This is a genomic window from Pseudomonas sp. TE3728, assembly GCF_056279145.1.
The window spans coordinates 3,135,494-3,157,779 of the sequence record NZ_JBWBQT010000001.1; the positions used below are offsets into that span (position 1 = coordinate 3,135,494).

Consider the following 22,286-nt stretch of genomic DNA (forward strand, 5'->3'; position numbering starts at 1 on the left):
TTCAGTCATGAACGGTTTCTCCGGTCTTTTTACTTTTGAACATATCCAGTGCAAGCATCACGGCACCGACAGAAATTGCGCTGTCAGCAAAGTTGAACGCCGGGAAATACCAGCGGTTCTGCCAATGCACCAGAATGAAATCGATCACATGGCCCAAGGCAATGCGGTCGTACAGGTTGCCCAGCGCGCCACCCAGCACCAGCGCCAAGGCGACCGCCAGCCAGGTTTCGTTACGCCCCAGGCGCTTGAGCCAGACTACCAGTACCGCACTGACCACGACCGCGATCAGGGCGAACAGCCATCGCTGCCAACCCGAGCTGTCAGCCAGGAAACTGAACGCCGCGCCAGTGTTGTAGGCCAGGGTCCAGCTGAAGTAATCGGGGATCACCACGATTTGCTGGTACATGCTCAGCGAGCCTTCGAAGTAGAACTTACTGGCCTGGTCGATGACCAGGACCAGCAAACTCAACCAGAGCCAGCTCAGCCGTCCGAAACGGCCAACGGCATTAGGCATAGTGACGAACCTCGCCCGCGCCGCTGATGTTATCGACGCAACGACCGCAGATTTCCGGATGCTCCGGGTTCACGCCGACATCTTCACGGCAGTGCCAGCAACGGGCGCACTTGGCATGGCTCGATTTGACCACTTTGAGCTTCAGGCCGCCGACTTCGGTGACCACCGCGTCGGCCGGAGCCTGCACGAACGGTGCGACGGTGGCAGTCGAGGTAATCAACACGAAGCGCAGTTCGTTGCTCAGCTTGGCCAGATCGGCGCTCAGCGCGTCTTCGGCGAACAGCGTCACTTCGGCTTGCAGGTTGCCACCGACGGCCTTCGCCGCGCGCTGGATTTCCATTTCCTTGTTGACCGCCGCCTTCACCGCCATGATCCGCTCCCAGTAGGCGCGGTCCAGCTCGAAGCCTTCCGGCAATTCGGTCAGGCCTTCGTACCAGGTGTTGAGCATCACAGACTCGTTACGCTCGCCCGGCAGGTACTGCCACAGCTCGTCAGCGGTGAACGCCAGGATCGGCGCGATCCAGCGCACCAGCGCTTCGCTGATGTGGTACAGCGCGGTTTGCGCCGAACGACGGGCCTTGCTGTTGGCGCCAGTGGTGTACTGACGGTCCTTGATGATGTCGAGGTAGAAACCGCCCAGCTCCTGCACGCAGAAGTTGTGGATCTTGGAGTAGACGTTCCAGAAGCGGTATTCGCCGTAGTGCTCTTGCAGCTCGCGTTGCAGCAGCAGGGTGCGATCCACGGCCCAACGGTCCAGCGCCAGCATTTCTTCGGCCGGCAGGATGTCGGTGGCCGGGTTGAAACCGGTGAGGTTGGAAAGCAGGAAGCGCGCGGTGTTACGGATGCGCCGGTAGGCGTCCGCACTGCGTTGCAGGATCTGCTCGGAAACAGCCATTTCACCCGAATAGTCGGTAGAAGCGACCCACAGACGCATGATGTCGGCGCCCAGGGTGTCATTGACCTTCTGCGGCGCGATCACGTTGCCCAAAGACTTGGACATTTTGCGGCCGGACTCGTCAACGGTGAAGCCGTGGGTCAGCAGCTCGCGGTATGGGGCGTGGTCATCGATGGCGCAACCGGTCAGCAACGACGAGTGGAACCAGCCGCGGTGTTGGTCCGAACCTTCCAGGTACAGGTCGGCACGTGGACCGCTCTCGTGGCCCATCGAATGCGAGCCGCGCAGGACGTGCCAGTGCGTGGTGCCCGAGTCGAACCAGACGTCCAGGGTGTCGCTGATCTTGTCGTACAGCGGAGCTTCTTCACCGAGCAACTCGGCGGCGTCCATCTTGAACCAGGCTTCGATGCCTTCGACTTCGACGCGCTGGGCGACAATTTCCATCAGTTCGACAGTGCGTGGGTGCAGCTCGCCGCTTTCCTTGTTCAGGAAGAACGGGATCGGCACGCCCCAGTTGCGCTGACGGGAGATGCACCAGTCAGGACGGTTGGCGATCATCGAGTGCAGGCGCGCCTGGCCCCAGGCCGGAACGAATTTTGTCTCTTCGATGGCTTTGATCGCCCGCTTGCGCAGGGTTTCGCCGGTTGCAGGCTCTTTGTCCATGCCGATGAACCACTGCGCGGTGGCGCGGTAGATCAACGGGGTCTTGTGACGCCAGCAGTGCATGTAGCTGTGTTCGATGGTGGTGGTATACAGCAACGCGCCGACTTCGGTCAGTTTGTCGACGATGGCCGGGTTGGCCTTCCAGATGAACTGGCCGCCGAAGAACTCCAGCGATGTCGCGTAGACGCCGTTGCTTTGCACCGGATTGAGGATGTCGTCGTTGACCATGCCATAGGCTTTGCAGGTCACGAAGTCGTCTACGCCATAGGCTGGCGCGGAGTGAACCACACCGGTGCCCGCGCCCAGTTCGACGTAGTCGGCCAGGTAAACCGGCGACAGACGATCGTAGAACGGGTGACGGAAGTTGATCAGTTCCAGTGCTTTACCGGTGGTGGTCGCAATGACCGGACCTTCCAGGCTGTAGCGGGCAAGGCACGACTCGACCAGCTCTTCAGCCAGCACCAGCAGTTTGTCGCCGACGTCGACCAGTGCGTAGTTGAATTCCGGGTGAACGTTCAACGCCTGGTTGGCCGGGATGGTCCACGGGGTGGTGGTCCAGATCACGATCGAGGCGGGCTTGCCCAACGATGGCAGACCGAACGCGGCAGCCAGTTTGGCTTCGTCGGCAATCGGGAAGGCCACGTCGATGGTCGCGGATTTTTTGTTCTCGTACTCGACTTCCGCTTCAGCCAGGGCCGAACCACAGTCAAAGCACCAGTTCACAGGCTTCAGGCCCTTGAACACGAAGCCACCCTTGACGATTTCCGCCAGGGCGCGGATTTCACCGGCCTCGTTTTTGAAGTCCATGGTCTTGTACGGGTTGGCGAAGTCGCCCAACACGCCCAGACGGATGAATTCGGACTTCTGGCCTTCGATCTGCTCGGTGGCGTAGGCACGGCACAGTTCGCGAGTCTTGTCCGCGCCCAGGTTCTTGCCGTGGGTAACTTCGACTTTGTGTTCGATCGGCAGACCGTGGCAGTCCCAGCCCGGAACATAAGGCGCGTCGAAACCCGACAGGGTTTTCGAGCGGATGATCATGTCCTTGAGAATCTTGTTCAGCGCATGACCGATGTGAATCGTGCCGTTGGCGTACGGAGGACCGTCGTGAAGTACGAACTTCGGACGATCCTTGCCAATCTCGCGCAACTTACCGTACAGGCCAATGCTGTCCCAGCGCTGCAGAATCTGCGGTTCGCGCTGAGGCAGGCCGGCCTTCATTGGGAAGGCGGTGTCCGGAAGGTTTAGCGTGGCTTTATAGTCGGTCATTTAAGGCTCTTCATTAGCGATTGGCGCTAGGTGCGACAGGGCACGGGCGGCGGCGACATCCGCATTGATCGCCGTCTTAAGCGCCTCCAGAGAGGCGAAACGCTGCTCTTCACGCAGCTTGTGGTGGAAAACCACCGTCAAACGCCGGTCATACAGATCGCCGGCAAAATCTAAAAGGTGTACTTCGAGGTGGGCTTTGCCATCCCCTTCGACCGTTGGCCGCACGCCAATATTGGCGACGCCTGGCCAGGTCTTGCCGTCGATGTCGACGTTGACCAGATAAACCCCGCTCAACGGCACACGACGACGCTTGAGTTGTATGTTGGCGGTCGGCGTACCGAGCTGGCGCGCCAGCTTCTGGCCATGCAGGACCCGCCCGGCAATCCGGTACGGACGACCGAGCAGCCGCTCGGCCAAGGCAAAATCGGCAGCGGCCAGGGCGTTACGCACCTGAGTGCTGCTGACACGAATGCCGTCCAGCACAACGGTCTGCGCCGCTTCGACGGTAAACCCCTGAAGGACGCCGGCCTGTTGCAGGAAATCGAAATCCCCTAGCCGGTCACAGCCGAAACGGAAATCGTCGCCGACCTCCAGATGCTGCACGCCGAGGCCGTCCACCAGAATAGTATCGACGAATTCGCTGGCGCTGAGTTTGCTCAGGCGCTGATTGAACGCCAGGCACAGCACCCGGTCGACGCCCTCTTCGGCCAGCAGCTGCAGTTTGTCCCGCAAGCGGGCCAGACGGGCCGGGGCGGTGTCCGGGGCGAAGAATTCTCGCGGCTGCGGCTCAAAAATCACCACGCAGCTGGGCACGCCCAACTCGAGCGCACGCTCACGCAGCCGGGCCAGGATAGCCTGGTGACCACGGTGAACACCGTCAAAGTTGCCAATAGTGGCGACACAGCCCCGATGCTGGGGGCGCAGGTTGTGGAGGCCTCGAACCAGCTGCATAACGCGCTTCTTGCTCATAAAGTGGTCGATTATAACCACACCCGGCGGCCGACGACAGGCAACACCGTAACCCAAAGTGATCGAGCCGACAAAACCGTCGGCCCGCCCGTGTTTATCGAGACAAAAGCCTCAGCTCAGCGCTTTGCGATTGAAGTCGCGCAAACGGAAACCCATCAACAGCAACATGCCGAAATAGACCACCACGCCGGCGATCACCAATGCGCCCAGACGCAGCAAACGCTCTAGCATATGCCCTTCCGCCCAAGCCGGCATGAAGTGCATTGCACCCAGCAATACCGCGGACATCACCGTCACCGCCACCAGCAGTTTGAGACTGAACTTCGCCCAGCCCGGTTGCGGCCGATACATCTGCTGCTTGCGCAACTGATAGAACAACAGCCCGGCATTGATGCAGGCGCCCGCGCTGATGGCCAGGGCCAGACCGGCATGAGCCAGCGGACCGATCAGCACCAGGTTGAACAGCTGAGTGACGATCAGGGTGAAAATCGCGATTTTTACCGGAGTCCGGATGTTTTGTTGCGCATAAAAGCCTGGCGCCAGCACTTTGATCACGATAATCCCCAGCAAGCCGACGGAATAGGCAATCAACGCACGCTGGGTCATGACCGCATCGAATGCGCTGAATTGGCCATACTGGAACAACGAAACCGTCAGCGGCTCAGCCAGAATCCCCAGCGCCAGGGCGCACGGCAACACCAGCATGAAACACAGGCGCAGCCCCCAATCGAGGATCCGCGAGTATTCGTGGCGATCCTGACTGGCATAGGTCCTGGCCAGCGTTGGCAGCAGAATCGTGCCCAGCGCCACACCCAGCACACCGGATGGCAATTCCATCAGGCGATCGGCGTAATACATCCAGGAAACGGAACCCGCCACCAGAAACGAAGCAAATATGGTGTTGATGATCAGCGAAATCTGGCTCACCGAAACGCCGATGATCGCTGGCAGCATCTGCTTCATGACCCGCCAGACACCGCTATCGCGCAGACTCAGGCGCGGCAGCACCAGCATGCCGATTTTTTTCAGGTGCGGCAGCTGAAACAGCAATTGCGCCAGGCCACCCACCAGAACGGCCCAGCCCAGCGCCATGACCGGTGGATCGAAATACGGCGTCAGGAACACCGCAAAGATGATCATGCTGACATTGAGCAGGGTCGGCACGAAGGCCGGGACCGAGAAGCGGTTCCAGGTATTGAGGATCGCGCCGGCCAATGAAGACAGGGAGATCAGCAATATATAAGGAAAAGTGACCCGCAGCAGATCGGTGGTCAGCTCGAATTTTTCCGGGGTCGTGACGAAACCCGGTGCCGTGGCCCAGATGACCCAGGGCGCAGCGAGCATGCCCAGCGCGGTGACCAGCGCCAGCACCAGCGTCAGCAGGCCCGAGACGTAGGCAATGAAGGTTCTCGTCGCCTCCTCGCCCTTCTGGCTTTTATATTCGGCGAGAATCGGCACGAACGCCTGGGAAAATGCTCCCTCGGCGAAGATCCGCCGCAGCAGATTGGGCAGTTTGAAGGCGATAAAGAAGGCGTCGGTCGCCATTCCCGCACCAAATGCGCGAGCGATGAGGGTGTCGCGAACGAACCCCAACACCCGGGAAACCATCGTGATAGAGCTGACAGCGGCCAACGATTTGAGCAGATTCATTGAAAGAGTTTATGCCTGTCGATAAACAGCAGGCGAACAACGCGCCCACTTATGCGATACTCCGCGCCGCAACAGCACAGAGCCAAAGCTCGCGAGTTTACAGGTCGCACGCCGGAAAGAAATATCCCGGCGCTCTATACCTGCCACTTAGCGGATCGTCTCAACCGCCCTTGACAAGACATCAACTCATCGGCATGATTCGCGGCCTATTTTGTTTGCTATTTCCTAAAAAGTCTTTCGAGGAGCTCGACGGTGGCCAACACACCTTCCGCCAAAAAACGTGCAAAACAGGCTGAGAAGCGTCGCAGCCACAACGCCAGCCTGCGTTCCATGGTTCGTACCTACATCAAGAATGTAGTTAAGGCCATCGACGCAAAAGACGCTGCCAAAGCTCAAGCTGCTTACGTTCTGGCTGTGCCAGTTATCGACCGTATGGCCGATAAAGGCATCATCCACAAGAACAAAGCTGCTCGTCATAAGAGCCGCCTGAATGGCCACGTAAAGGCCCTGAACGTTGCCGCTGCTGCCTAAGCGACACGCTCATTAAAAAACCGACCTCAGGGTCGGTTTTTTATTGCCTGCGATTTGGCAAACGCCACGCAAAAAAATGTGGGAGCGGGCTTGCTCGCGAAGGCGGCGTAACAGTCAACATAGATGCTGAATGTCAGTCAGTCTTCGCGAGCAAGCCCGCTCCCACGCCTTGATCTTTGCTAGCTTATTGAGCGTGCGCCCACGGCAGGATCGGAATCGCCGTCACCGCATTCTGCGGACTGCCCTCGATCAAACGATCGCTATAAACCAGATACACCAACGTATTGCGCTTCTCATCAAGGAATCGCACCACTTGCATGGTCTTGAACACCAGGGACGTGCGCTCCTTGAACACCTCCTCACCATCCTTGAGCTCACCCTTGAAGTTGATCGGCCCGACTTGACGACACGCAATAGATGCTTCTGCGCGATCCTCAGCCAGACCCAACCCACCCTTTACGCCGCCAGTCTTGGCGCGCGACAGGTAGCAGGTCACGCCCTCCACTTTCGGATCATCAAACGCCTCGACAACGATACGGTCGTTCGGGCCGACGAACTTGAACACCGTCGACACCTGGCCAATTTCATCGGCCGAGACCAACAGCGGCATCGCCAACAACAAGCCCAACAATCCTTTTGCCACACGCATTCAGGTATTCCCTCAGACCAGAATCAGGTTATCGCGGTGAACCAGTTCCGGCTCCGCCATGTAACCCAGCAGACCGACAATCGCCTCAGACGACTGACCGATGATTTTTTGTGCTTCCAGAGCACTGTAGTTAGCCAGGCCACGGGCAATTTCACGACCGTCCGGCGCCACGCAGACCACCATTTCGCCACGACGAAAACTACCCTGAACCAGCTTGACCCCCACCGGCAGCAAACTTTTGTTGCCCTGGGACAGCGCCGTCACCGCCCCCGCATCCAGCACCAGCGTGCCGCGGGTTTGCAGATGCCCGGCCAGCCACTGCTTGCGCGCCGCCAGCATGCCGCGCTCAGGTGACAACAAGGTGCCGATGCGCTCGCCTGCCTTGAGACGATCCAGCACGCGATCAATGCGCCCGCCGACGATGATGGTGTGCGCACCGGAACGCGCGGCCAGACGCGCAGCGCGCAACTTGGTCTGCATACCGCCACGACCCAGCGCGCCACCCGTGCTGCCAGCCACCGCATCCAGCGCCGGATCATCGGCACGCGCCTCGTAAATCAGCTTGGCGTCGGGATTGTTGCGCGGATCGGCGTCAAACATGCCGTCGCGATCGGTGAGGATCACCAACAAATCGGCTTCGACCAGATTCGCCACCAACGCCGCCAACGTGTCGTTGTCGCCGAAACGGATTTCGTCAGTAACCACGGTGTCGTTCTCGTTGATCACCGGGATCACCTTGAGCTCGACCAGCGCGCGCAGCGTACTGCGAGCGTTCAGGTAGCGCTTGCGGTCGGACAAATCGTCGTGAGTCAGGAGAATCTGCGCGGTATGCCGGCCATGCTCGGCGAAGCTCGACTCCCAGGCCTGCACCAACCCCATCTGACCGATGGCGGCAGCGGCCTGCAACTCGTGCATTGCACTGGGTCGTACGGTCCAGCCCAAACGGCTCATACCCGCCGCCACTGCCCCGGAGGACACCAGCACCAGCTCAACACCCGCCTCGTGCAGGGCAACCATCTGTTCGACCCAGACACCCATTGCCGCGCGATCCAGGCCTTTGCCGTCCGCCGTCAGCAAAGCGCTGCCGATCTTCACGACCCAACGCTGCGCACCTGTCACCTTGCTCCGCATCATCTTCAACCTTAGCTTGAGGACAGCACGACCCAGCGCTGCCCGTAACGTTATTCGTGACTACCGATTTCCAGATACTAAAACGCCGCTCTAATGAGCGGCGCTTAAGTTTATCGCAACGAATCAGTCACGCACGTAAATGATTTCCGGACCGTCTTCGTCATCCACATCTTCTTCGTCCCAATCGTCGTCACCGATGTCATGGACCGACTTCACGCCACTGCGACGCAGGGCACGCTGATCGTCCAGCGCCTGCAACTGCGCGCGCGCTTCGTCTTCGATACGCTGATCGAGCTCGGCCAGCTCTTCCTTGTAGGCCGGGTCGTTAGCCAGACGATCGGCACGATCTTCCAGGTAACGCATGATGTCATGACAAAGACGCTCGGTGCCTTGCTTGGCGATCGCGGAGATCACGTAGACAGGACCAGTCCACTCCAGACGATCAACGATCTCCTTGACGCGAGCGTCGTGCTCTTCCTCAAGGATCTGGTCGCATTTGTTCAACACCAGCCAGCGATCACGCTCAGCCAGGGACGGGCTGAACTTGGTCAGCTCGCTGACGATTACTTCAGCGGCATCCGGAGCACTGGTGTCATCCAGCGGCGCCATGTCGACGAGGTGCAGCAGCAGACGGGTACGCGACAAGTGCTTGAGGAAACGAATCCCCAGGCCTGCGCCGTCAGAAGCACCTTCGATCAGACCAGGAATGTCCGCCACCACGAAGCTTTTCCAGCGATCGACGCTGACCACACCCAGGTTCGGCACCAGAGTGGTGAACGGGTAGTCGGCGACTTTCGGCTTGGCGGCCGATACCGAGCGAATAAAGGTACTTTTGCCAGCGTTCGGCAAACCGAGCAGACCAACGTCCGCCAACACCTTCATTTCCAGTTTCAGGTCGCGCTGCTCACCCGGCTTGCCCGGCGTGGTCTGGCGCGGCGCCCGGTTGGTGCTGGATTTGAAACGAGTGTTACCCAGACCGTGCCAGCCACCGTGAGCCACCAGCAGGCGCTGGCCGGCCTTGGTCAGGTCGCCGATCACTTCCTGAGTCGCGGAATCGATAACGGTAGTGCCAACTGGAACGCGCAGCACCAACTCCTCACCTTTCTTGCCGGTGCAGTCAGTGCTGCCGCCGTTGGAACCGCGCTCGGCATCGAAGTGCCGGGTGTAACGGTAGTCCACCAGGGTGTTGAGGTTTTCGTCGGCAACCATGTAGACCGAACCGCCATCACCACCGTCACCGCCGTTCGGGCCGCCGTTTTCAATGAATTTTTCGCGACGGAAGCTCATGCAACCGTTGCCGCCGTCCCCGGCCTTTACTCGAATCGATACTTCATCAACAAACTTCATAACAAAACGCCTCTCGCCATACGGACGAGCCGAAAAAACCTAGACATAAGACTCTTGCAAAAATGAGCGCAGCGACCTCAATCAACGACCGCCAATACAGCGCTGGAGCCCATCACAAACAGCTTTGCAAGAGACTCACCCCACAAACGAAAAAGCCCCGTCGCAAGACAGGGCTTTTCCAGCAACTACGTAATTATGCCGCGACGACGTCAGTCTTCGGAACAATGCTTACGTAACGACGACCGAAGGCGCCTTTTACTTCGAACTTGATCACGCCGTCGATTTTAGCGAACAGAGTGTGATCTTTGCCCATGCCAACGCCGTAGCCAGCGTGGAATTGGGTGCCGCGCTGACGCACGATGATGTTGCCCGGAATGATAACCTGGCCGCCATACATCTTCACGCCAAGGCGTTTGGCTTCTGAGTCGCGACCGTTACGGGTACTACCACCAGCTTTTTTGTGTGCCATGAGTTCAATTCTCCTAGTGAGGAATTAGGCTGAAATTAAGCCTTAATACCGGTGATTTTGATCTCGGTGTACCACTGGCGGTGGCCCATACGCTTCATGTGGTGCTTACGACGACGGAACTTGATGATGCGGACTTTATCGTGACGACCTTGGGAGATCACTTCAGCCACAACGGTAGCGCCAGGAACAACTGGAGCGCCGATATTCACGTCGTCGCCATTGGCAACCAACAGAACGCGATCAAAAGTAACGGATTCGCCGGTAGCGATTTCCAGTTTTTCGATCTTCAGGTATTCACCTGGAGCAACTTTGTACTGCTTGCCACCAGTAACGATTACTGCATAAGACATGGTATTTCTCCGATAATCCTGCTCACCCAGCTCTTTATAAGAAGAGGTATTGGCTGGCATGGCTGCATAAGGCTGGAAGGCCTGTTTGCAATTGCGTAAGGCAGGTGCTGCCCAGGAAGTTCAGGGTGCGCGATTGTACGCAAGCTGCTTGAGCGTTGCAAGTGGTCGTCTATCGTGCCTTGACACCCGCCGACGTGGGTCCTAGCATGCCGCGCAACCCTTCTGGAGCAACTGTCGCTGATGCAACCCCAAGCTTTCTACCGCGCGGTGGCGGACGATTTTAGCGCCGTCGACGGCATCATCAAGAAACAGCTGACTTCCCGAGTGCCGCTGGTATCGAAAATCGGCGACTACATTACCTCGGCCGGCGGTAAACGCCTGCGCCCGTTGCTCGTGCTGCTGTGCGGCAAGGCACTCGGCCGCGAAGGCGATGACCTGCGCCTGCTGGCCGCGACCATCGAGTTCCTGCACACCGCCACCCTGCTGCACGACGACGTCGTCGACATGTCCGGCATGCGCCGTGGCCGCTCGACCGCCAACGCCATGTGGGGCAATGCGCCGAGCGTGCTGGTGGGCGACTTTCTGTATTCGCGCTCCTTCGAAATGATGGTCGAACTGGGCTCCATGCCGGTGATGAAGATCCTTTCGCAAGCCACGCGCATCATCGCTGAAGGCGAAGTGTTGCAACTGTCGAAGGTCCGCGACGCCAGCACCACCGAAGAAACCTACATGGAAGTCATCCGCGGCAAAACCGCGATGCTCTTCGAAGCCTCGACCCACAGTGCCGCGGCCCTGGCCGGCGCCTCGCCAGAACAGAGCGAAGCACTGCGCACCTTCGGCGATCACCTGGGGGTGGCCTTCCAATTGGTCGACGACCTGCTGGATTACCGCGGCGATGCCGAAACCCTGGGCAAGAACGTCGGTGACGATCTGGCCGAAGGCAAACCGACGCTGCCGCTGATCTACACCATGCGCGAAGGCACTCCTGAGCAGGCCGCACTGGTTCGTCAGGCGATCCAGAAAGGTGGCATCGAAGATCTGGAAAGCATTCGCGAAGCTGTTGAAGCTTCCGGCTCGCTGGATTACACCGCGCAACTGGCCCGCGATTATGTGGCCCGTGCGATCAAGTGTCTCGACGCCCTGCCCGCTAGCGAATACCGCGATGCGCTGGTTGAGTTGAGTGAGTTCGCGGTCGCCCGCACGCACTGACATTAACGGCAAGATCAAAAGATCGCAGCCTTCGGCAGCTCCCGTAGGAGCTGCCGAAGGCTGCGATCTTTTGATCTTTTGCTGTCAGCCCCCTCCTGCAACAAAACCCTATATAATGTGCGCTTTTTAGCCATCCTGAATCCAAGGAGCTTTAGTGAGCACGCTGCCACCCTGCCCAAAATGCAATTCCGAATACACCTACGAAGACGGCACCCAGCTGATCTGCCCAGAGTGCGCCCACGAGTGGTCCGCCGGTGGCGAAGCCGAAGTGACTTCCGATGACACCGTGAAAAAGGACTCGGTCGGCAATGTCCTGCAGGACGGCGATACCATCACCGTGATCAAGGACCTCAAGGTCAAAGGCACGTCGCTGGTGGTCAAGGTCGGCACCAAGGTCAAGAACATCCGCCTGTGCGATGGTGACCACGACATCGACTGCAAGATCGATGGCATCGGCCCGATGAAACTCAAATCCGAGTTCGTCAGAAAAGTCTGAATCTGCTGCATTCCATCCCGCGCCCGGCGTGGGATGGTGCTTCGCCCTTCCCCGAATCACCCAGCATTCCCGCGCAATAGCCAAACGCCAGTCGTTTTGACACTCAGCAATTTCCCCACAGAAAAAAACACAAACCGCCAATAGGCCCTTGCTATTTGATGAATAAGAATTATTCTCATTGAAACCCATCAATGGAGATGAGACTCATGACTTATTTGATCGATGCCTGGCTGGACCGCCCACACCCCTACCTCAGAATCCTGCATCGGGAAACCGGGGAAGTCTGTGCGGTACTTGAAGAAGAAGCTTTGAACGAGCTGCAGGATCAGGGTGATCTGGACGTCAACGGTTTAAGTTCCAGCGAGCCGGTGGTGCTCAAGGAACTGGTGCGCAATCTGTTTCTGTTCTGCTATGCCCGGGCATTGCGCCCGACGAATGAGCCGCACAACAAGATCGAAATATGAGACAACACAAAAAACTGTGGGAGCGAGCCTGCTCGCTCCCACATTAGCCCGTCATAACGACAGGCCGGGCATTACAGAACGTCGAGCAGTTCGACGTCGAATACCAGTACGCTGTGCGGCGGAATGCTGCCAACGCCTTGAGCGCCGTAAGCCAGTTCGCTCGGCACGTACAGACGCCATTTGCTGCCGGCGTTCATCAGTTGCAGGGCTTCGGTCCAGCCAGCGATAACGCCGCCTACCGGGAATTCTGCAGGCTGACCACGATCGTAGGAGCTGTCGAACACAGTGCCGTCGATCAGAGTGCCGTGGTAGTGAGTGCGCACTTGATCTTCACGGGTCGGCTTGGCGCCTTCACCTTGGGTCAGTACTTCGAATTGCAGGCCGGAAGCCAGAGTGGTGATGCCTTCGCGCTTGGCGTTTTCAGCCAGGAAAGCCAGGCCTTCGCCAGCAGCGGCTTCAGCCTTGGCTGCAGCTTCGGCTTGCATGATTTCGCGGATCACCTTGAAGCTGGCGGACATCTCTTCCTGACCCACACGGCTTGGCTTGCCGGCGAACGCGTCGGTCAGGCCAGCCAGGATTGCGTCCAGGCTAACGCCCGGAGGCGGGTTGTCACGCAGCTGGTCGCCCAACTGACGGCCAATGCCGTAGCTGACGCGGGTTTCGTCGGTAGACAGATTTACTTCGGACATGACACTGCTCCGTTGTGCGGACGGCCCTGGAACTTGCCGTGCATGCACAGCGCATCCCGGAGCGCCCGGAATCAAAAGGGCGAGCAGACTAGCACAGATGCCGTCACGTTGATGAGCCGTGTCGGCCCTGTCACGCAGAACGGAAAGTGATCGGTACTTTCAGGCTTTCCTCGGTGCTGGCACCGCACATTTCATCCTGAACCGAGGTATGCACGACGTTGAACGACAACTTGGGAAAGGCATGAAGCACTTCACGCGCATGCTCGACCGAGCGCAGATGCAATATCTCGCCATGCGCATCGCGCAATGGATGGCCCGCGCCATGGATCCGTGCCTCCAGCACGTAAAACACGCCTTCCATCGAGATCAGGTTCAGCTCATCGACCTTTCCGGCGACGGCATACGCATTCAGCTCTTGCAGATTCATGAGCGCACCTCACGTGGTGGCGGGCCAGGATCTCTACATGGAATGCCTCGACGGGCCAAAGTACAAGCCACAGACGACACCACCCGTCTGTTTCACACCGTTTCCTGTAGGAGCGAGGCTTGCCCGCGAAGGGCCGTGTCAGTCGACATAAGTGTTGTCTGTTACGCCGTCTTCGCGGGCAAGCCTCGCTCCTACAAAGAATTGTGCAGATCAGTGCTTGGTCAGCTTGTCCAGATAGCCCATGGCAAATGCCGATACCACGAACGTCATGTGAATGACCACGTACCACTTCAAATGCTCGGGATCGACGTTCTTGGCGTCCATGAAGATCCGTAGCAAGTGGATAGACGAAATCGCCACGATGGAAGCCGCGACCTTCATCTTCAACGAAGACGAATCCATGGTACCCAGCCAGTTGAGCTTTTCCTTGCTGTCGTCGATATCCAGCTGAGAAACGAAGTTCTCGTAGCCAGAGATCATCACCATCACCAGCAAGCCGCCCACCAGCGCCATGTCGATCAGCGACAGCAGTACCAGAATCAGATCCGACTCGGCCATCGAGAACACGTTAGGAATGACGTGGAAGACTTCCTGGAAGAATTTCAGTGCCAACGCCAGCAAGCCCAGGGACAAACCAAAATAGATCGGCGCCAGTAACCAGCGGGAGGCGTACATTGCATTTTCGATAAAGCGTTCCATTGAATCTCACACAAGGGGCTGGAAATGGCGGCGAGTATAACAGCCACCTGTTACACCCAGAAACCGCCGGAAAATCCGTAACCTGCGTGTGTGTGACAAAGTTTTTCTGCTAGTGTCCAGATGATTGACAGGTCAGCGACGTCGGACAGGAAGACTGGAAATGGATGTGCGATTGCCGTTAACGAGTGCCGGGCTTTGCTTCGCATTGTTGCTCGGTGGCTGCTCACCCAGCGATGAGAAACGCCAGGTCAGCCTCGAAGAAAAGATCGCACAGTTCGAACAATCCCTGGAGACGATCGAGGACCCCAAACTCAAGGATGCCGTAGCCGAGCTAGGCGGTTCCCTATTGTTACTCGAGCGCGCACAACTCAAACTCGACACCAAACCAGTGGTCACCGAATACGGCGAAGACGCCCTCGCCGTGCTCAAGCACTACCCCACACCCCAGGCCCTGGTCGACACCTACATTAACGGTCTGTTCGTGTTACACAAGGAGTCCAGCTCGGATTACCTGACCGATCTGCAACCGGTATTCCCCTTCAACTTCAACATTCCGAGCGCGTTCCTTTTTCCTCATGGCCTCGAATGGCAATCGGTGACCCTGAGCAACAAGCGCGTCATCGCGTTCCAGCCGGAATGGTCGGAAACCGATCCCGGCATTCAGCTGAGCCCGTCGAGCTCCAACCTGACCAACCCCGATGATTTGACGGTGACCTACCCCTTCATCGAAGGCCTGGAGGTGGACAAGAAGAACCAACCACAACCGGTGAGCCTGCAAGGCAAGGTGGAAGTCATCGCCCCACGCCGACTCTACAGTTTCGACCTGACGAAAAAGGACGTCGGCCAGACTCGCACCAACGACAATCTCAGTGTCACCTTATTGAAACTGGGTAATAACTACGCCGAAATCGAATTCAGTAACAGCGCGCCGCTGGCCCCCGAGATACGTGACATATCACTCACCCCATTGATCGTTCAGGCCAGGGACGCCACCGGGCAATTCCTCTCTCGTTCAGGTGCGATCAACGAAACCGCCGCGCAAATTGCGTTTTATCAAAAACAACTGGCGCAGATGCAACAGCAGAAGGCCTGGAGCGAAGCGTTCGAAAAACAGCTCGATGACGAGCAGCGTGCGTTTGAACAACAACAAACCCGGCATTACACCAAGGTCTACTTCAACGGCCCGATCGACACCATCGAAGTGAGCCTGCTGGACTTCTCGGCGGTCACGGTGACCCACAAGGACCTGAACCTGCCGATACGCCGCTTCGACCCGCACACCACGGAAAAAACCATCCAGCCGCTGACCTTGCCGGTGGTGGTGTATGACGACCAGGCTGCGACTTGGCTCAAGGGCGCAACGTTGAGCGAGGAGCAATTGAAAGAAAGCATCAGCATCAGTCAGTCGGTTGATGACCCAAGTGCCGCCCGCATCGAATTCAATCACCCCAGAAGCTTCAATGACGAACTGCTCGGCACCTCTTTCAATCCCGGCGAAAGCCCGGTGACGTTCTTTACCCAAGACCGCAATGGCCAGCGCGATGGGCCGATAGAGCTGCCGCCGGAGGCGTATGAGGTCGATCCGATCCGCGGCGCCATCACCTATGATCTGAACCTGTTTCCGGAAACACCGGCCTACGCCGTGGGCTCCATGCCGCAGTTCCTGGCGACTGTCGACCAGCAATCGTACGACGCCCGCCAATTGCCCAAAGGCCTGAAGTTCAAAGGGAATGCATTGGTGGTGGATTTGAAACTGTTTCCCGCCCAGGACTGGCGTTTTTTCGCCAAGGACGACAGCGGCAATTATTTGAAAGAGATTCTGTCGGTCAGTCACGACGCGAGCGCGCAAGGCCCGGCGTTATTTGCAGTGTATTACTTCTATGGCCAGCCCACACGTCTGGAAACTTATCAGCGAACCAACCTCACCACCGTGCAATATGGGTTTGAGGTCAAACTCGACAAGGCTGAGCCAGGCAGCCTTGATCAATAGCCTGTTCAGTGCTCGGGCCGAAACTCTGGTCCGCTAAGGTTGCGGTAACGACCACCATTGATCTCTCGCAACTGGGCTTGCAGATGCAGGCACCAGATTTGCGGGTCGTCGGCCAGTTCGTAACCATGCAAGGTCAGACTTTCAACGATGGTGTCGAGGATCGATTCCGCCACGACCGGCCCACGGAACGGGCCTTGGGCCTTGATGGCAGAAGGCTGCTCGCCGGCCATTCCGGCGGCGAAGAGCAAGGTCCACATGCCCGTATCTCCCGCCAGCGGGCGGATAGCACATTCGATACGGGTCACAAGGCCCAGGCATTGACGGGTGAGACAGAGGTTGCGCGACATGGCGGCGACCCTCGGTAGATCCGGTATTCAGCCTCCACGGGAAGGCTGTCTCGATCCAGTGATTACTGTCGATATCCTTGAGCAGATAATAGAAGAAAAGTCTGGCTCGCACGCGAACCAGAATCAGAAGGTGCCGAGTGGTCACTGCGCAAATATTGACGCCAGAATTGTGGCGAAGAGTTGCCTCCAGAATTGAGGCTAGCTGAAAAGATCGCAGCCTGCGGCAGCTCCTACGCCGAATGCGTTTCCCTGTAGGAGCTGCCGAAGGCTGCGATCTTTTGCTTTTCACATCAAGCCGGTTTGATTTCCAGCATCGCTTCCTGCGCCAACTCCTTTTCGGCTTCCTTGAGGTCTTCCTCGCTGATCATTTCCGCAATCACCCGCAAGCGTTCCACTACCCGCGCGTTGATGCTGCCTTCAGGGAATGCGCCATTCTCATCCGGCGCGCCGGCTGGCTCGCCGACCAACAGGCTCAGAGCCTCGTCGGCCTGGCGCACCGCGTAGACATGGAACTGCCCTGCGCGCACCGCCGCCAGCACCTTTTCGTCGAGCATCAGCGTGGCAACGTTGGCCTGAGGAATGATCGCCCCTTGCTCACCGGTCAAACCACGGGCTTCGCAGAGCCGGAAGAAACCTTCGATCTTCTCGTTGACCCCACCCACCGCCTGCACTTCACCGAACTGGTTGATCGAACCGGTAATCGCGAAGCACTGCTTGAGTGGGGTTTTCGACAAGGCCGAGATCAGCGTGCATGCCTCCCCCAGCGACGCGCTGTCACCGTCGACATAACCGTAGGACTGCTCCAGGGCGATACTCGCGGAAATCGCCAGCGGAAATTCCTGGGCATAACGGCTGCCCAGATACCCGGTAAGGATCATCACGCCTTTGGAGTGGATTGGCTGACCAAGGTTGACCTCACGCTCGATGTCGACGATGCCGCTGCCGCCCGGATAAACCGTGGCGGAAATCCGCGCCGGAATCCCGAAGGCCGAATCGCCGACTTCCAGTACCGTCAGCCCGTTGCACTTGCCAACAGCCGCGCCATCGGTGTCGATCAGAATGATCCCGGCCAGCATGTCATCGAGAATCCGCGCCGAAACACGCCCGGTACGGGTGGCCTTGGCCTTGAGCGCACGCTCGATGTGCCCGGCGTCGGTCATGTCGTCACCCGCCAGGTCACGAATGAAATCCGCCTCGCTGACCAGCTGGAACAGATCGCCGATCCGCGCCGACAAACGTCCCTGATGTTCTGCCAGACGCGCGCTGTAAGTCGCCAGACGCGCCACCGCATCGGCGGTCAGCGGCGCCATGCCTTCCTCGGACGTACGGGTTTTGAGCAACTGGGCGAACTGCTCCAGGCTCTCGTCGACCATCGGGATGTCTTCGTCGAAATCCACCAGGACGCGGAACATCTCCTGGAAGTCCGGATCGAGGTCTTGCAACGTGTAGTAGAGCTGCCGGGCACCGATGATGACGACTTTCACCTGCAATGGGATGTGTTGCGGTGTCAGCGTCACGGTGGCCAGCCGGCCCAGCTCACCCAGTGGCGACTCCATTTTCAGCTTGCGCGATTGCAGGGCACGCTTGAGCGCATCCCAGACAAAAGGCTCGCTGAGCATTTTTTCCGCTTCAAGAATCAGGAAACCGCCGTTGGCCCGGTGCAGCGCACCCGGTCGCAGCTGCCGATAGGTGGTGTAGAGCGCGCCCTGATCGGTGCTGTATTCGATGCGGCCAAACAGGTTGTCATAGGTCGGATGCGGCTCGAACACCACGGGCGCGCCACCGCTGAACGGATGACCGACCACCAGGCTCGGGGCGTATTGCTCTTCGAGCAATTTGCGGGCGATGGCGTCGGTCTTGCTGTCGTCCACCAGTTGCTCGACCACCGTCTTGAGCAGGTACACCTGCATCGCTTGCAGGTAACCGCAAACGCCGGCGTTTTCCGCGTACTTTTCCGACAGTGGCGCGAGCAATGGCTGCAAGGCCAGGGTGATGGTTTCTTCGTTGAGCTGACGCAGTTGATTGCTCGACTCGCGCTTCCATTGCGGCAAGCTGGCGAGTTCTTCGTTCAACCGCTCTTCCAGCCCGGCAATGTCGTCATGAAAACGTTCGCGCTCGGCTTCCGGCAACTGGGCGAACTCAGCCTCATCCAGTGCCTTGCCTTCGCTCATCGGGGTGAAGGCGATGTTGCTACTGTCGCGGTAGAGCGCGACCTCTTTCTCCAGCGCCAGACGCTCGATCACATCCAGTGCACGGTCATAACGCTGGTTGAAAGCGCGGTCGATGGCGCTTTTCTTCTGCTGGTAGGACGGGTGCTCGAACACAGCTGGAAAGGTCGCCAGCAGGTTGTCGATCAAACCGTTGATGTCACCGATGAAAGCACCGGCGGTGCCCGACGGCAATTCCAACGCACGAGGCTCGCGCGGCTCATCGAAATTATTGACGTAGACCCAGTCAGCCGGGGTCTGCAGGCGCTTGCCTTCGGCCTTGAGGTAGCGTTTGACGAACGAAAAACGGCCGGTGCCGGGCTCGCCCATGACGAATACGTTATAACCGGGGCGTGGCATGGCCACACCGAACTGCAAGGCTTCAACCGCACGTTCCTGGCCAAGCACACCGCGGAAGGGCTCCAGATCATTGGTGGTAGAGAAGCTGAACTGTTCAGCGGAAAACGGACGGGTCAGCGCTTCAGGCGCTAGACGCAAGCTGGCAGCAACAGGATCAGGCATCGGGCTTCCTTACATCAGGCGGGGCAGATAGCGGCATTCTGGCGCTGCCCGTACCTCACTGGCAAGGCGCGCCTCAAGCCAAAGTTCAGACAAAGCGTCAGCCCCGGGCCGAGCGGGTCAAAATCAGTGTTTTCAAGGAATGTTTCGCAAAAAGTAACGGAACCCGCCGAACATGCCTAAACTCCAAGCTGCGCGGCTGGATGATAACCGGCCCACTGGCACCATTAGGGGGCCAGCACCTTGTCCATTGGTACACAAAGAGAACATAGCTATGAAACGGATTCTTCTCGGTACTCTCTTCACCGCTGTATCCATCAACGCCATGGCTCAGGCGCCAGGCGGTCCGGACTGTGGTTGGGGCAACATGCTGTTTGAAGGTCAGCGTGGCACCCCGGCACACTTCCTGGCATCCACCACCAACGGCACTTCCGGTAACGCAACGTTCGGTATGACCTCCGGTACCAACGGTTGCTCGACCAATGCGTCGCTGACCTATGGCGGCAAATCCTGGATCGCCATGAATGGCATGATGAACGAGCTGTCCGAAGACATGGCTAAAGGTCAGGGCGAAGCGCTGACCACTTACGCCGTGGTACTGGGCGTGGCGCCGGAAGACCGTGCGCACTTCGCCGCTGTGACTCATCAGCACTTCCAGCAAATCTTCAGCAAAGCTGACGTGACCGCTGATGACGTGCATACCAACACCCTGGCCGTGCTGAAAAGCGACCCGCGTCTGGCCAAGTACGCCACTCAAGCTTAAGCTCGATCCACCCCGCTCCTTTTGGGGAGCGGGTTTTGTTTTTTGACCTGTCGTGCTTTGGGTCTTTCCCCTGATCTCTTTTTTTCGAAAAGCTAAGTTGCTTACTATGCTCAAACGCCTTGCCTGGCTGGCGCTCTGTGTCTGCGCCCCGCTGTCCGCCGCGCCACATATCGACAATCAACGTTTGCAGCAACTGGCCAACGACCCCTTCTGGATTTCCCTGGGGCATTACGAAACCGCCAAGCTCGGTGGCTGGCGCAGCTATGTCAGCGACAAGAAATTCTTTCTCGCCCCCGATGGCAACGAACACCCCGACCGTGAACTGGCGGCGACCGTGCAGGCACTGTATGCCCCGGCCAGCGCCGGCGAGCAGCATGCCCAATGCGTCTATCCGGCCCGCACCCGCTGGCTCAAGGCGCAACTGGCGCTCAGCGATATGCCGACACCGGACTGCGCCGAGTTCAAGCAATGGTTCAAGGACGTTTCGCCTCATAGCGCGGTGATGATTTTCCCGGCGGCCTACCTGAACAGCCCGTCGTCAATGTTTGGCCACACCTTGCTGCGCATCGATCAGGCCAATGTGCAGAGTGACAAGACATCGCTACTCAGTTACGCGATCAACTTCGGCGCCTACATCGAAGGTTCGGACAACAGCATTCTGTACGCCTGGAAAGGTCTGATGGGGGGCTATCCCGGGCTGTTCGCGTTGGTGCCGTATCAGGAAAAGCTCTCGGAATACCGTAGCCTCGAGAACCGCGATCTGTGGGAATACCGCCTGAACCTGACGCAGCAGGAAACCGAGCGCATGGTCGAGCACGTCTGGGAACTCAAGCAGATCCAGTTCGACTACTTCTTCTTCGACGAAAACTGTTCCTACCGCCTGCTTGAACTGCTGCAAGTGGCGCGGCCGAACCTGCAGTTGACCGAGCAATTCCCGTTGACCGCTATCCCTACCGACACGGTCAAAGCGGTGAAAGAAGCCGGGCTGGTGCAATCGATCGAGTATCGCCCGTCCCGTGAGCGTGAACTGCTAAGCCGTGCCGAGCCATTAACCGTTGAAGAGCAGGCGTGGGTGCTGAACGTCAGTGCCGACCAGACACAATTGCAGACTCCGGCGTTCAAGGCTCTACCTCGCGACCGCCAGGCGTTGATCATCGATGCGGCTTATCGTCTGGAGCGTTATCGCGCCAACGGTCAGGAGCGTGACCCGCAACGGGCTCAACGCAGTTTCGAATTGCTGCGCGCAATCAATCAAAACCCGCCCCCGGAGCTGAAAATTCCGCAACCTGGCTTGCCCGAGGACGGTCACGAATCCCGCACCTGGCAGGCCGGCATCGGCACTCGAGGCGACAAAGCCTTCGGCGAATATGGCCTGCGCATGGCCTATCACGACCTCAATGACAACATGGAAAGCTTCCCCCTCGGCGCGCAGATCGAAATTCTGCAGATGAAGCTGCGCCAATACGAAGGCAATGACTGGCAGTTGCAGCAACTGGATCTGGCGACCATCCGCTCGCTGACTCCGCGCAATGAGTTGTTGCAACCGCTGTCATGGCAAGTCACCGGCGGCCTGGAGCGCGTACCGGGCAAGCATGATGATGAAACCCTGGTCAGCCATGTCAATGGCGGTGGCGGCGGGACTTGGCAACTGAGTGACGATATGCTCGGTTTTGCCTTGGGCACCGTGCGTGTGGAGCATAATAACGACTTCGCGGGTTTCATCGCCCCGGCGGCGGGCTTCAACAGCGGCCTGCTATGGAAAAACCCCCTGGGCAATTTCAGCCTGGAAGCCAAGGGTGATTACTTCACCAATGGCGAAGTGCGCCGCAGCATGAGCCTGAATCAGCAATGGGAACTGTCGCGCAATCTGGGTGTGCGCCTGAGCGCCCAGCGCGAATTCAGCCACCTGGCTTCGCCCGAAAACGAAGTGATGCTTGAGGTGAAGTGGTATCACTATTGATCTGCCCCCTGTGGGAGCGAGCCTGCTCGCGATGAGACCATCACATTCAACATCCATGCTGCCTGTTCCACCGCCATCGCGA

21 protein-coding genes are annotated in these 22,286 nt (G+C 58.5%); 7 read left to right on the forward strand and 14 right to left on the reverse strand.

Annotated features, from left to right (window positions below; all coding sequences use genetic code 11):
* Nucleotide 1: 1 nt before the first annotated feature.
* The 4 genes from lspA to murJ form a co-directional block, all read right to left on the reverse strand.
* Nucleotides 2–514: a signal peptidase II gene (gene lspA, locus ACZ89R_RS13480; RefSeq protein ID WP_007901890.1), complete on the reverse strand. Its 513-nt coding sequence runs from the start codon at nucleotides 512–514 to the stop codon at nucleotides 2–4.
* Entirely contained in the window at nucleotides 507–3,338 is a 2,832-nt protein-coding gene (gene ileS / locus ACZ89R_RS13485; protein ID WP_429545540.1) for an isoleucine--tRNA ligase, read from the reverse strand. The genes lspA and ileS overlap by 8 nt, the downstream gene beginning before the upstream one ends.
* Nucleotides 3,339–4,289 (reverse strand): bifunctional riboflavin kinase/FAD synthetase, encoded by a 951-nt coding sequence (ribF, locus tag ACZ89R_RS13490; RefSeq protein WP_223485916.1) that lies wholly within the window; start codon nucleotides 4,287–4,289, stop codon nucleotides 3,339–3,341.
* 129 nt (nucleotides 4,290–4,418) lie between these two features.
* On the reverse strand, nucleotides 4,419–5,957 hold the full coding sequence (gene murJ / locus ACZ89R_RS13495; RefSeq protein ID WP_429545539.1) for a murein biosynthesis integral membrane protein MurJ: 1,539 nt from the start codon (nucleotides 5,955–5,957) through the stop codon (nucleotides 4,419–4,421).
* 252 nt (nucleotides 5,958–6,209) lie between these two features.
* Between murJ and rpsT the strand changes: the two genes are divergently transcribed.
* Nucleotides 6,210–6,488 (forward strand): 30S ribosomal protein S20, encoded by a 279-nt coding sequence (gene rpsT / locus ACZ89R_RS13500; RefSeq protein WP_007901883.1) that lies wholly within the window; start codon nucleotides 6,210–6,212, stop codon nucleotides 6,486–6,488.
* Between the two features lie 184 nt (nucleotides 6,489–6,672).
* Here the strand turns inward: rpsT and ACZ89R_RS13505 are convergent, their stop codons facing one another.
* The 5 genes from ACZ89R_RS13505 to rplU all read right to left on the reverse strand — a co-directional run bounded on the left by ACZ89R_RS13505 (nucleotide 6,673) and on the right by rplU (nucleotide 10,434).
* Nucleotides 6,673–7,137, reverse strand: a complete 465-nt coding sequence (locus tag ACZ89R_RS13505; RefSeq protein WP_429545538.1) for a CreA family protein — start codon at nucleotides 7,135–7,137, stop codon at nucleotides 6,673–6,675.
* 12 nt (nucleotides 7,138–7,149) lie between these two features.
* Nucleotides 7,150–8,268, reverse strand: coding sequence for a glutamate 5-kinase (gene proB / locus ACZ89R_RS13510; RefSeq protein ID WP_032830120.1), 1,119 nt, complete (start codon nucleotides 8,266–8,268; stop codon nucleotides 7,150–7,152).
* Between the two features lie 123 nt (nucleotides 8,269–8,391).
* Complete coding sequence (gene cgtA, locus ACZ89R_RS13515) at nucleotides 8,392–9,615, reverse strand: Obg family GTPase CgtA (RefSeq protein WP_007901876.1); 1,224 nt, start codon at nucleotides 9,613–9,615, stop codon at nucleotides 8,392–8,394.
* A 193-nt stretch (nucleotides 9,616–9,808) separates the two neighbouring features.
* Complete coding sequence (gene rpmA / locus ACZ89R_RS13520; RefSeq protein WP_007901871.1) at nucleotides 9,809–10,084, reverse strand: 50S ribosomal protein L27; 276 nt, start codon at nucleotides 10,082–10,084, stop codon at nucleotides 9,809–9,811.
* A 35-nt stretch (nucleotides 10,085–10,119) separates the two neighbouring features.
* A complete protein-coding gene (rplU, locus tag ACZ89R_RS13525) occupies nucleotides 10,120–10,434 on the reverse strand; it encodes a 50S ribosomal protein L21 (protein ID WP_429545537.1) in 315 nt (104 codons plus the stop codon).
* Nucleotides 10,435–10,674: 240 nt separating this feature from the next.
* On the opposite strand from rplU, the gene ACZ89R_RS13530 reads away from it, so the two are divergent.
* The 3 genes from ACZ89R_RS13530 to ACZ89R_RS13540 all read left to right on the forward strand — a co-directional run bounded on the left by ACZ89R_RS13530 (nucleotide 10,675) and on the right by ACZ89R_RS13540 (nucleotide 12,603).
* Nucleotides 10,675–11,643: a polyprenyl synthetase family protein gene (locus tag ACZ89R_RS13530; protein ID WP_030129461.1), complete on the forward strand. Its 969-nt coding sequence runs from the start codon at nucleotides 10,675–10,677 to the stop codon at nucleotides 11,641–11,643.
* Nucleotides 11,644–11,797: 154 nt separating this feature from the next.
* A complete protein-coding gene (locus ACZ89R_RS13535) occupies nucleotides 11,798–12,139 on the forward strand; it encodes a zinc ribbon domain-containing protein YjdM (RefSeq protein WP_123497102.1) in 342 nt (113 codons plus the stop codon).
* A 206-nt stretch (nucleotides 12,140–12,345) separates the two neighbouring features.
* On the forward strand, nucleotides 12,346–12,603 hold the full coding sequence (locus ACZ89R_RS13540; RefSeq protein WP_123497100.1) for a PA4570 family protein: 258 nt from the start codon (nucleotides 12,346–12,348) through the stop codon (nucleotides 12,601–12,603).
* Nucleotides 12,604–12,674: 71 nt separating this feature from the next.
* Here ACZ89R_RS13540 and ACZ89R_RS13545 read toward each other — a convergent pair whose 3' ends face one another.
* The 3 genes from ACZ89R_RS13545 to ACZ89R_RS13555 all read right to left on the reverse strand — a co-directional run bounded on the left by ACZ89R_RS13545 (nucleotide 12,675) and on the right by ACZ89R_RS13555 (nucleotide 14,418).
* Complete coding sequence (locus ACZ89R_RS13545; protein ID WP_007901858.1) at nucleotides 12,675–13,292, reverse strand: FKBP-type peptidyl-prolyl cis-trans isomerase; 618 nt, start codon at nucleotides 13,290–13,292, stop codon at nucleotides 12,675–12,677.
* A 130-nt stretch (nucleotides 13,293–13,422) separates the two neighbouring features.
* Nucleotides 13,423–13,719, reverse strand: coding sequence for a DUF6482 family protein (locus ACZ89R_RS13550; RefSeq protein ID WP_429545536.1), 297 nt, complete (start codon nucleotides 13,717–13,719; stop codon nucleotides 13,423–13,425).
* Between the two features lie 210 nt (nucleotides 13,720–13,929).
* Nucleotides 13,930–14,418 carry a TIGR00645 family protein gene (locus tag ACZ89R_RS13555; protein WP_007901849.1) on the reverse strand — a complete coding sequence of 163 codons (489 nt, stop codon included), beginning with the start codon at nucleotides 14,416–14,418 and terminating at the stop codon, nucleotides 13,930–13,932.
* 160 nt (nucleotides 14,419–14,578) lie between these two features.
* Here ACZ89R_RS13555 and ACZ89R_RS13560 point away from each other — a divergent pair, with 160 nt between their 5' ends.
* Complete coding sequence (locus ACZ89R_RS13560) at nucleotides 14,579–16,408, forward strand: hypothetical protein (RefSeq protein WP_429545535.1); 1,830 nt, start codon at nucleotides 14,579–14,581, stop codon at nucleotides 16,406–16,408.
* Nucleotides 16,409–16,413: 5 nt separating this feature from the next.
* On the opposite strand, the gene ACZ89R_RS13565 is transcribed toward ACZ89R_RS13560, so the two are convergent.
* Both ACZ89R_RS13565 and ACZ89R_RS13570 read right to left on the reverse strand, forming a co-directional pair.
* Nucleotides 16,414–16,755, reverse strand: coding sequence for a PA4575 family protein (locus ACZ89R_RS13565; RefSeq protein ID WP_007901845.1), 342 nt, complete (start codon nucleotides 16,753–16,755; stop codon nucleotides 16,414–16,416).
* A 290-nt stretch (nucleotides 16,756–17,045) separates the two neighbouring features.
* Nucleotides 17,046–19,484 carry a Lon protease family protein gene (locus tag ACZ89R_RS13570; protein ID WP_123497091.1) on the reverse strand — a complete coding sequence of 813 codons (2,439 nt, stop codon included), beginning with the start codon at nucleotides 19,482–19,484 and terminating at the stop codon, nucleotides 17,046–17,048.
* Between the two features lie 271 nt (nucleotides 19,485–19,755).
* Between ACZ89R_RS13570 and ACZ89R_RS13575 the strand changes: the two genes are divergently transcribed.
* A complete protein-coding gene (locus ACZ89R_RS13575; protein WP_007901840.1) occupies nucleotides 19,756–20,244 on the forward strand; it encodes a DUF3015 domain-containing protein in 489 nt (162 codons plus the stop codon).
* 106 nt (nucleotides 20,245–20,350) lie between these two features.
* The gene (locus ACZ89R_RS13580; RefSeq protein ID WP_429545534.1) at nucleotides 20,351–22,204 is read left to right on the forward strand and encodes an Lnb N-terminal periplasmic domain-containing protein; all 1,854 of its coding nucleotides are present in this window, start codon (nucleotides 20,351–20,353) and stop codon (nucleotides 22,202–22,204) included.
* The last annotated feature ends 82 nt before the right edge of the window (nucleotides 22,205–22,286 follow it).

Excerpts from the sequence above, each read along its gene's own strand:
- lspA (WP_007901890.1), bottom strand. The coding sequence starts at position 514 with ATGCCTAATGCCGTTGGCCGTTTCGGACGGCTGAGCTGGCTCTGGTTG.
- ileS (WP_429545540.1), bottom strand. The coding sequence starts at position 3,338 with ATGACCGACTATAAAGCCACGCTAAACCTTCCGGACACCGCCTTCCCA.
- ribF (WP_223485916.1), bottom strand. The coding sequence starts at position 4,289 with ATGCAGCTGGTTCGAGGCCTCCACAACCTGCGCCCCCAGCATCGGGGC.
- murJ (WP_429545539.1), bottom strand. The coding sequence starts at position 5,957 with ATGAATCTGCTCAAATCGTTGGCCGCTGTCAGCTCTATCACGATGGTT.
- ACZ89R_RS13505 (WP_429545538.1), bottom strand. The coding sequence starts at position 7,137 with ATGCGTGTGGCAAAAGGATTGTTGGGCTTGTTGTTGGCGATGCCGCTG.
- proB (WP_032830120.1), bottom strand. The coding sequence starts at position 8,268 with ATGCGGAGCAAGGTGACAGGTGCGCAGCGTTGGGTCGTGAAGATCGGC.
- cgtA (WP_007901876.1), bottom strand. The coding sequence starts at position 9,615 with ATGAAGTTTGTTGATGAAGTATCGATTCGAGTAAAGGCCGGGGACGGC.
- rpmA (WP_007901871.1), bottom strand. The coding sequence starts at position 10,084 with ATGGCACACAAAAAAGCTGGTGGTAGTACCCGTAACGGTCGCGACTCA.
- rplU (WP_429545537.1), bottom strand. The coding sequence starts at position 10,434 with ATGTCTTATGCAGTAATCGTTACTGGTGGCAAGCAGTACAAAGTTGCT.
- ACZ89R_RS13530 (WP_030129461.1), top strand. The coding sequence starts at position 10,675 with ATGCAACCCCAAGCTTTCTACCGCGCGGTGGCGGACGATTTTAGCGCC.
- ACZ89R_RS13540 (WP_123497100.1), top strand. The coding sequence starts at position 12,346 with ATGACTTATTTGATCGATGCCTGGCTGGACCGCCCACACCCCTACCTC.
- ACZ89R_RS13545 (WP_007901858.1), bottom strand. The coding sequence starts at position 13,292 with ATGTCCGAAGTAAATCTGTCTACCGACGAAACCCGCGTCAGCTACGGC.
- ACZ89R_RS13550 (WP_429545536.1), bottom strand. The coding sequence starts at position 13,719 with ATGAATCTGCAAGAGCTGAATGCGTATGCCGTCGCCGGAAAGGTCGAT.
- ACZ89R_RS13555 (WP_007901849.1), bottom strand. The coding sequence starts at position 14,418 with ATGGAACGCTTTATCGAAAATGCAATGTACGCCTCCCGCTGGTTACTG.
- ACZ89R_RS13560 (WP_429545535.1), top strand. The coding sequence starts at position 14,579 with ATGGATGTGCGATTGCCGTTAACGAGTGCCGGGCTTTGCTTCGCATTG.
- ACZ89R_RS13565 (WP_007901845.1), bottom strand. The coding sequence starts at position 16,755 with ATGTCGCGCAACCTCTGTCTCACCCGTCAATGCCTGGGCCTTGTGACC.
- ACZ89R_RS13570 (WP_123497091.1), bottom strand. The coding sequence starts at position 19,484 with ATGCCTGATCCTGTTGCTGCCAGCTTGCGTCTAGCGCCTGAAGCGCTG.
- ACZ89R_RS13575 (WP_007901840.1), top strand. The coding sequence starts at position 19,756 with ATGAAACGGATTCTTCTCGGTACTCTCTTCACCGCTGTATCCATCAAC.
- ACZ89R_RS13580 (WP_429545534.1), top strand. The coding sequence starts at position 20,351 with ATGCTCAAACGCCTTGCCTGGCTGGCGCTCTGTGTCTGCGCCCCGCTG.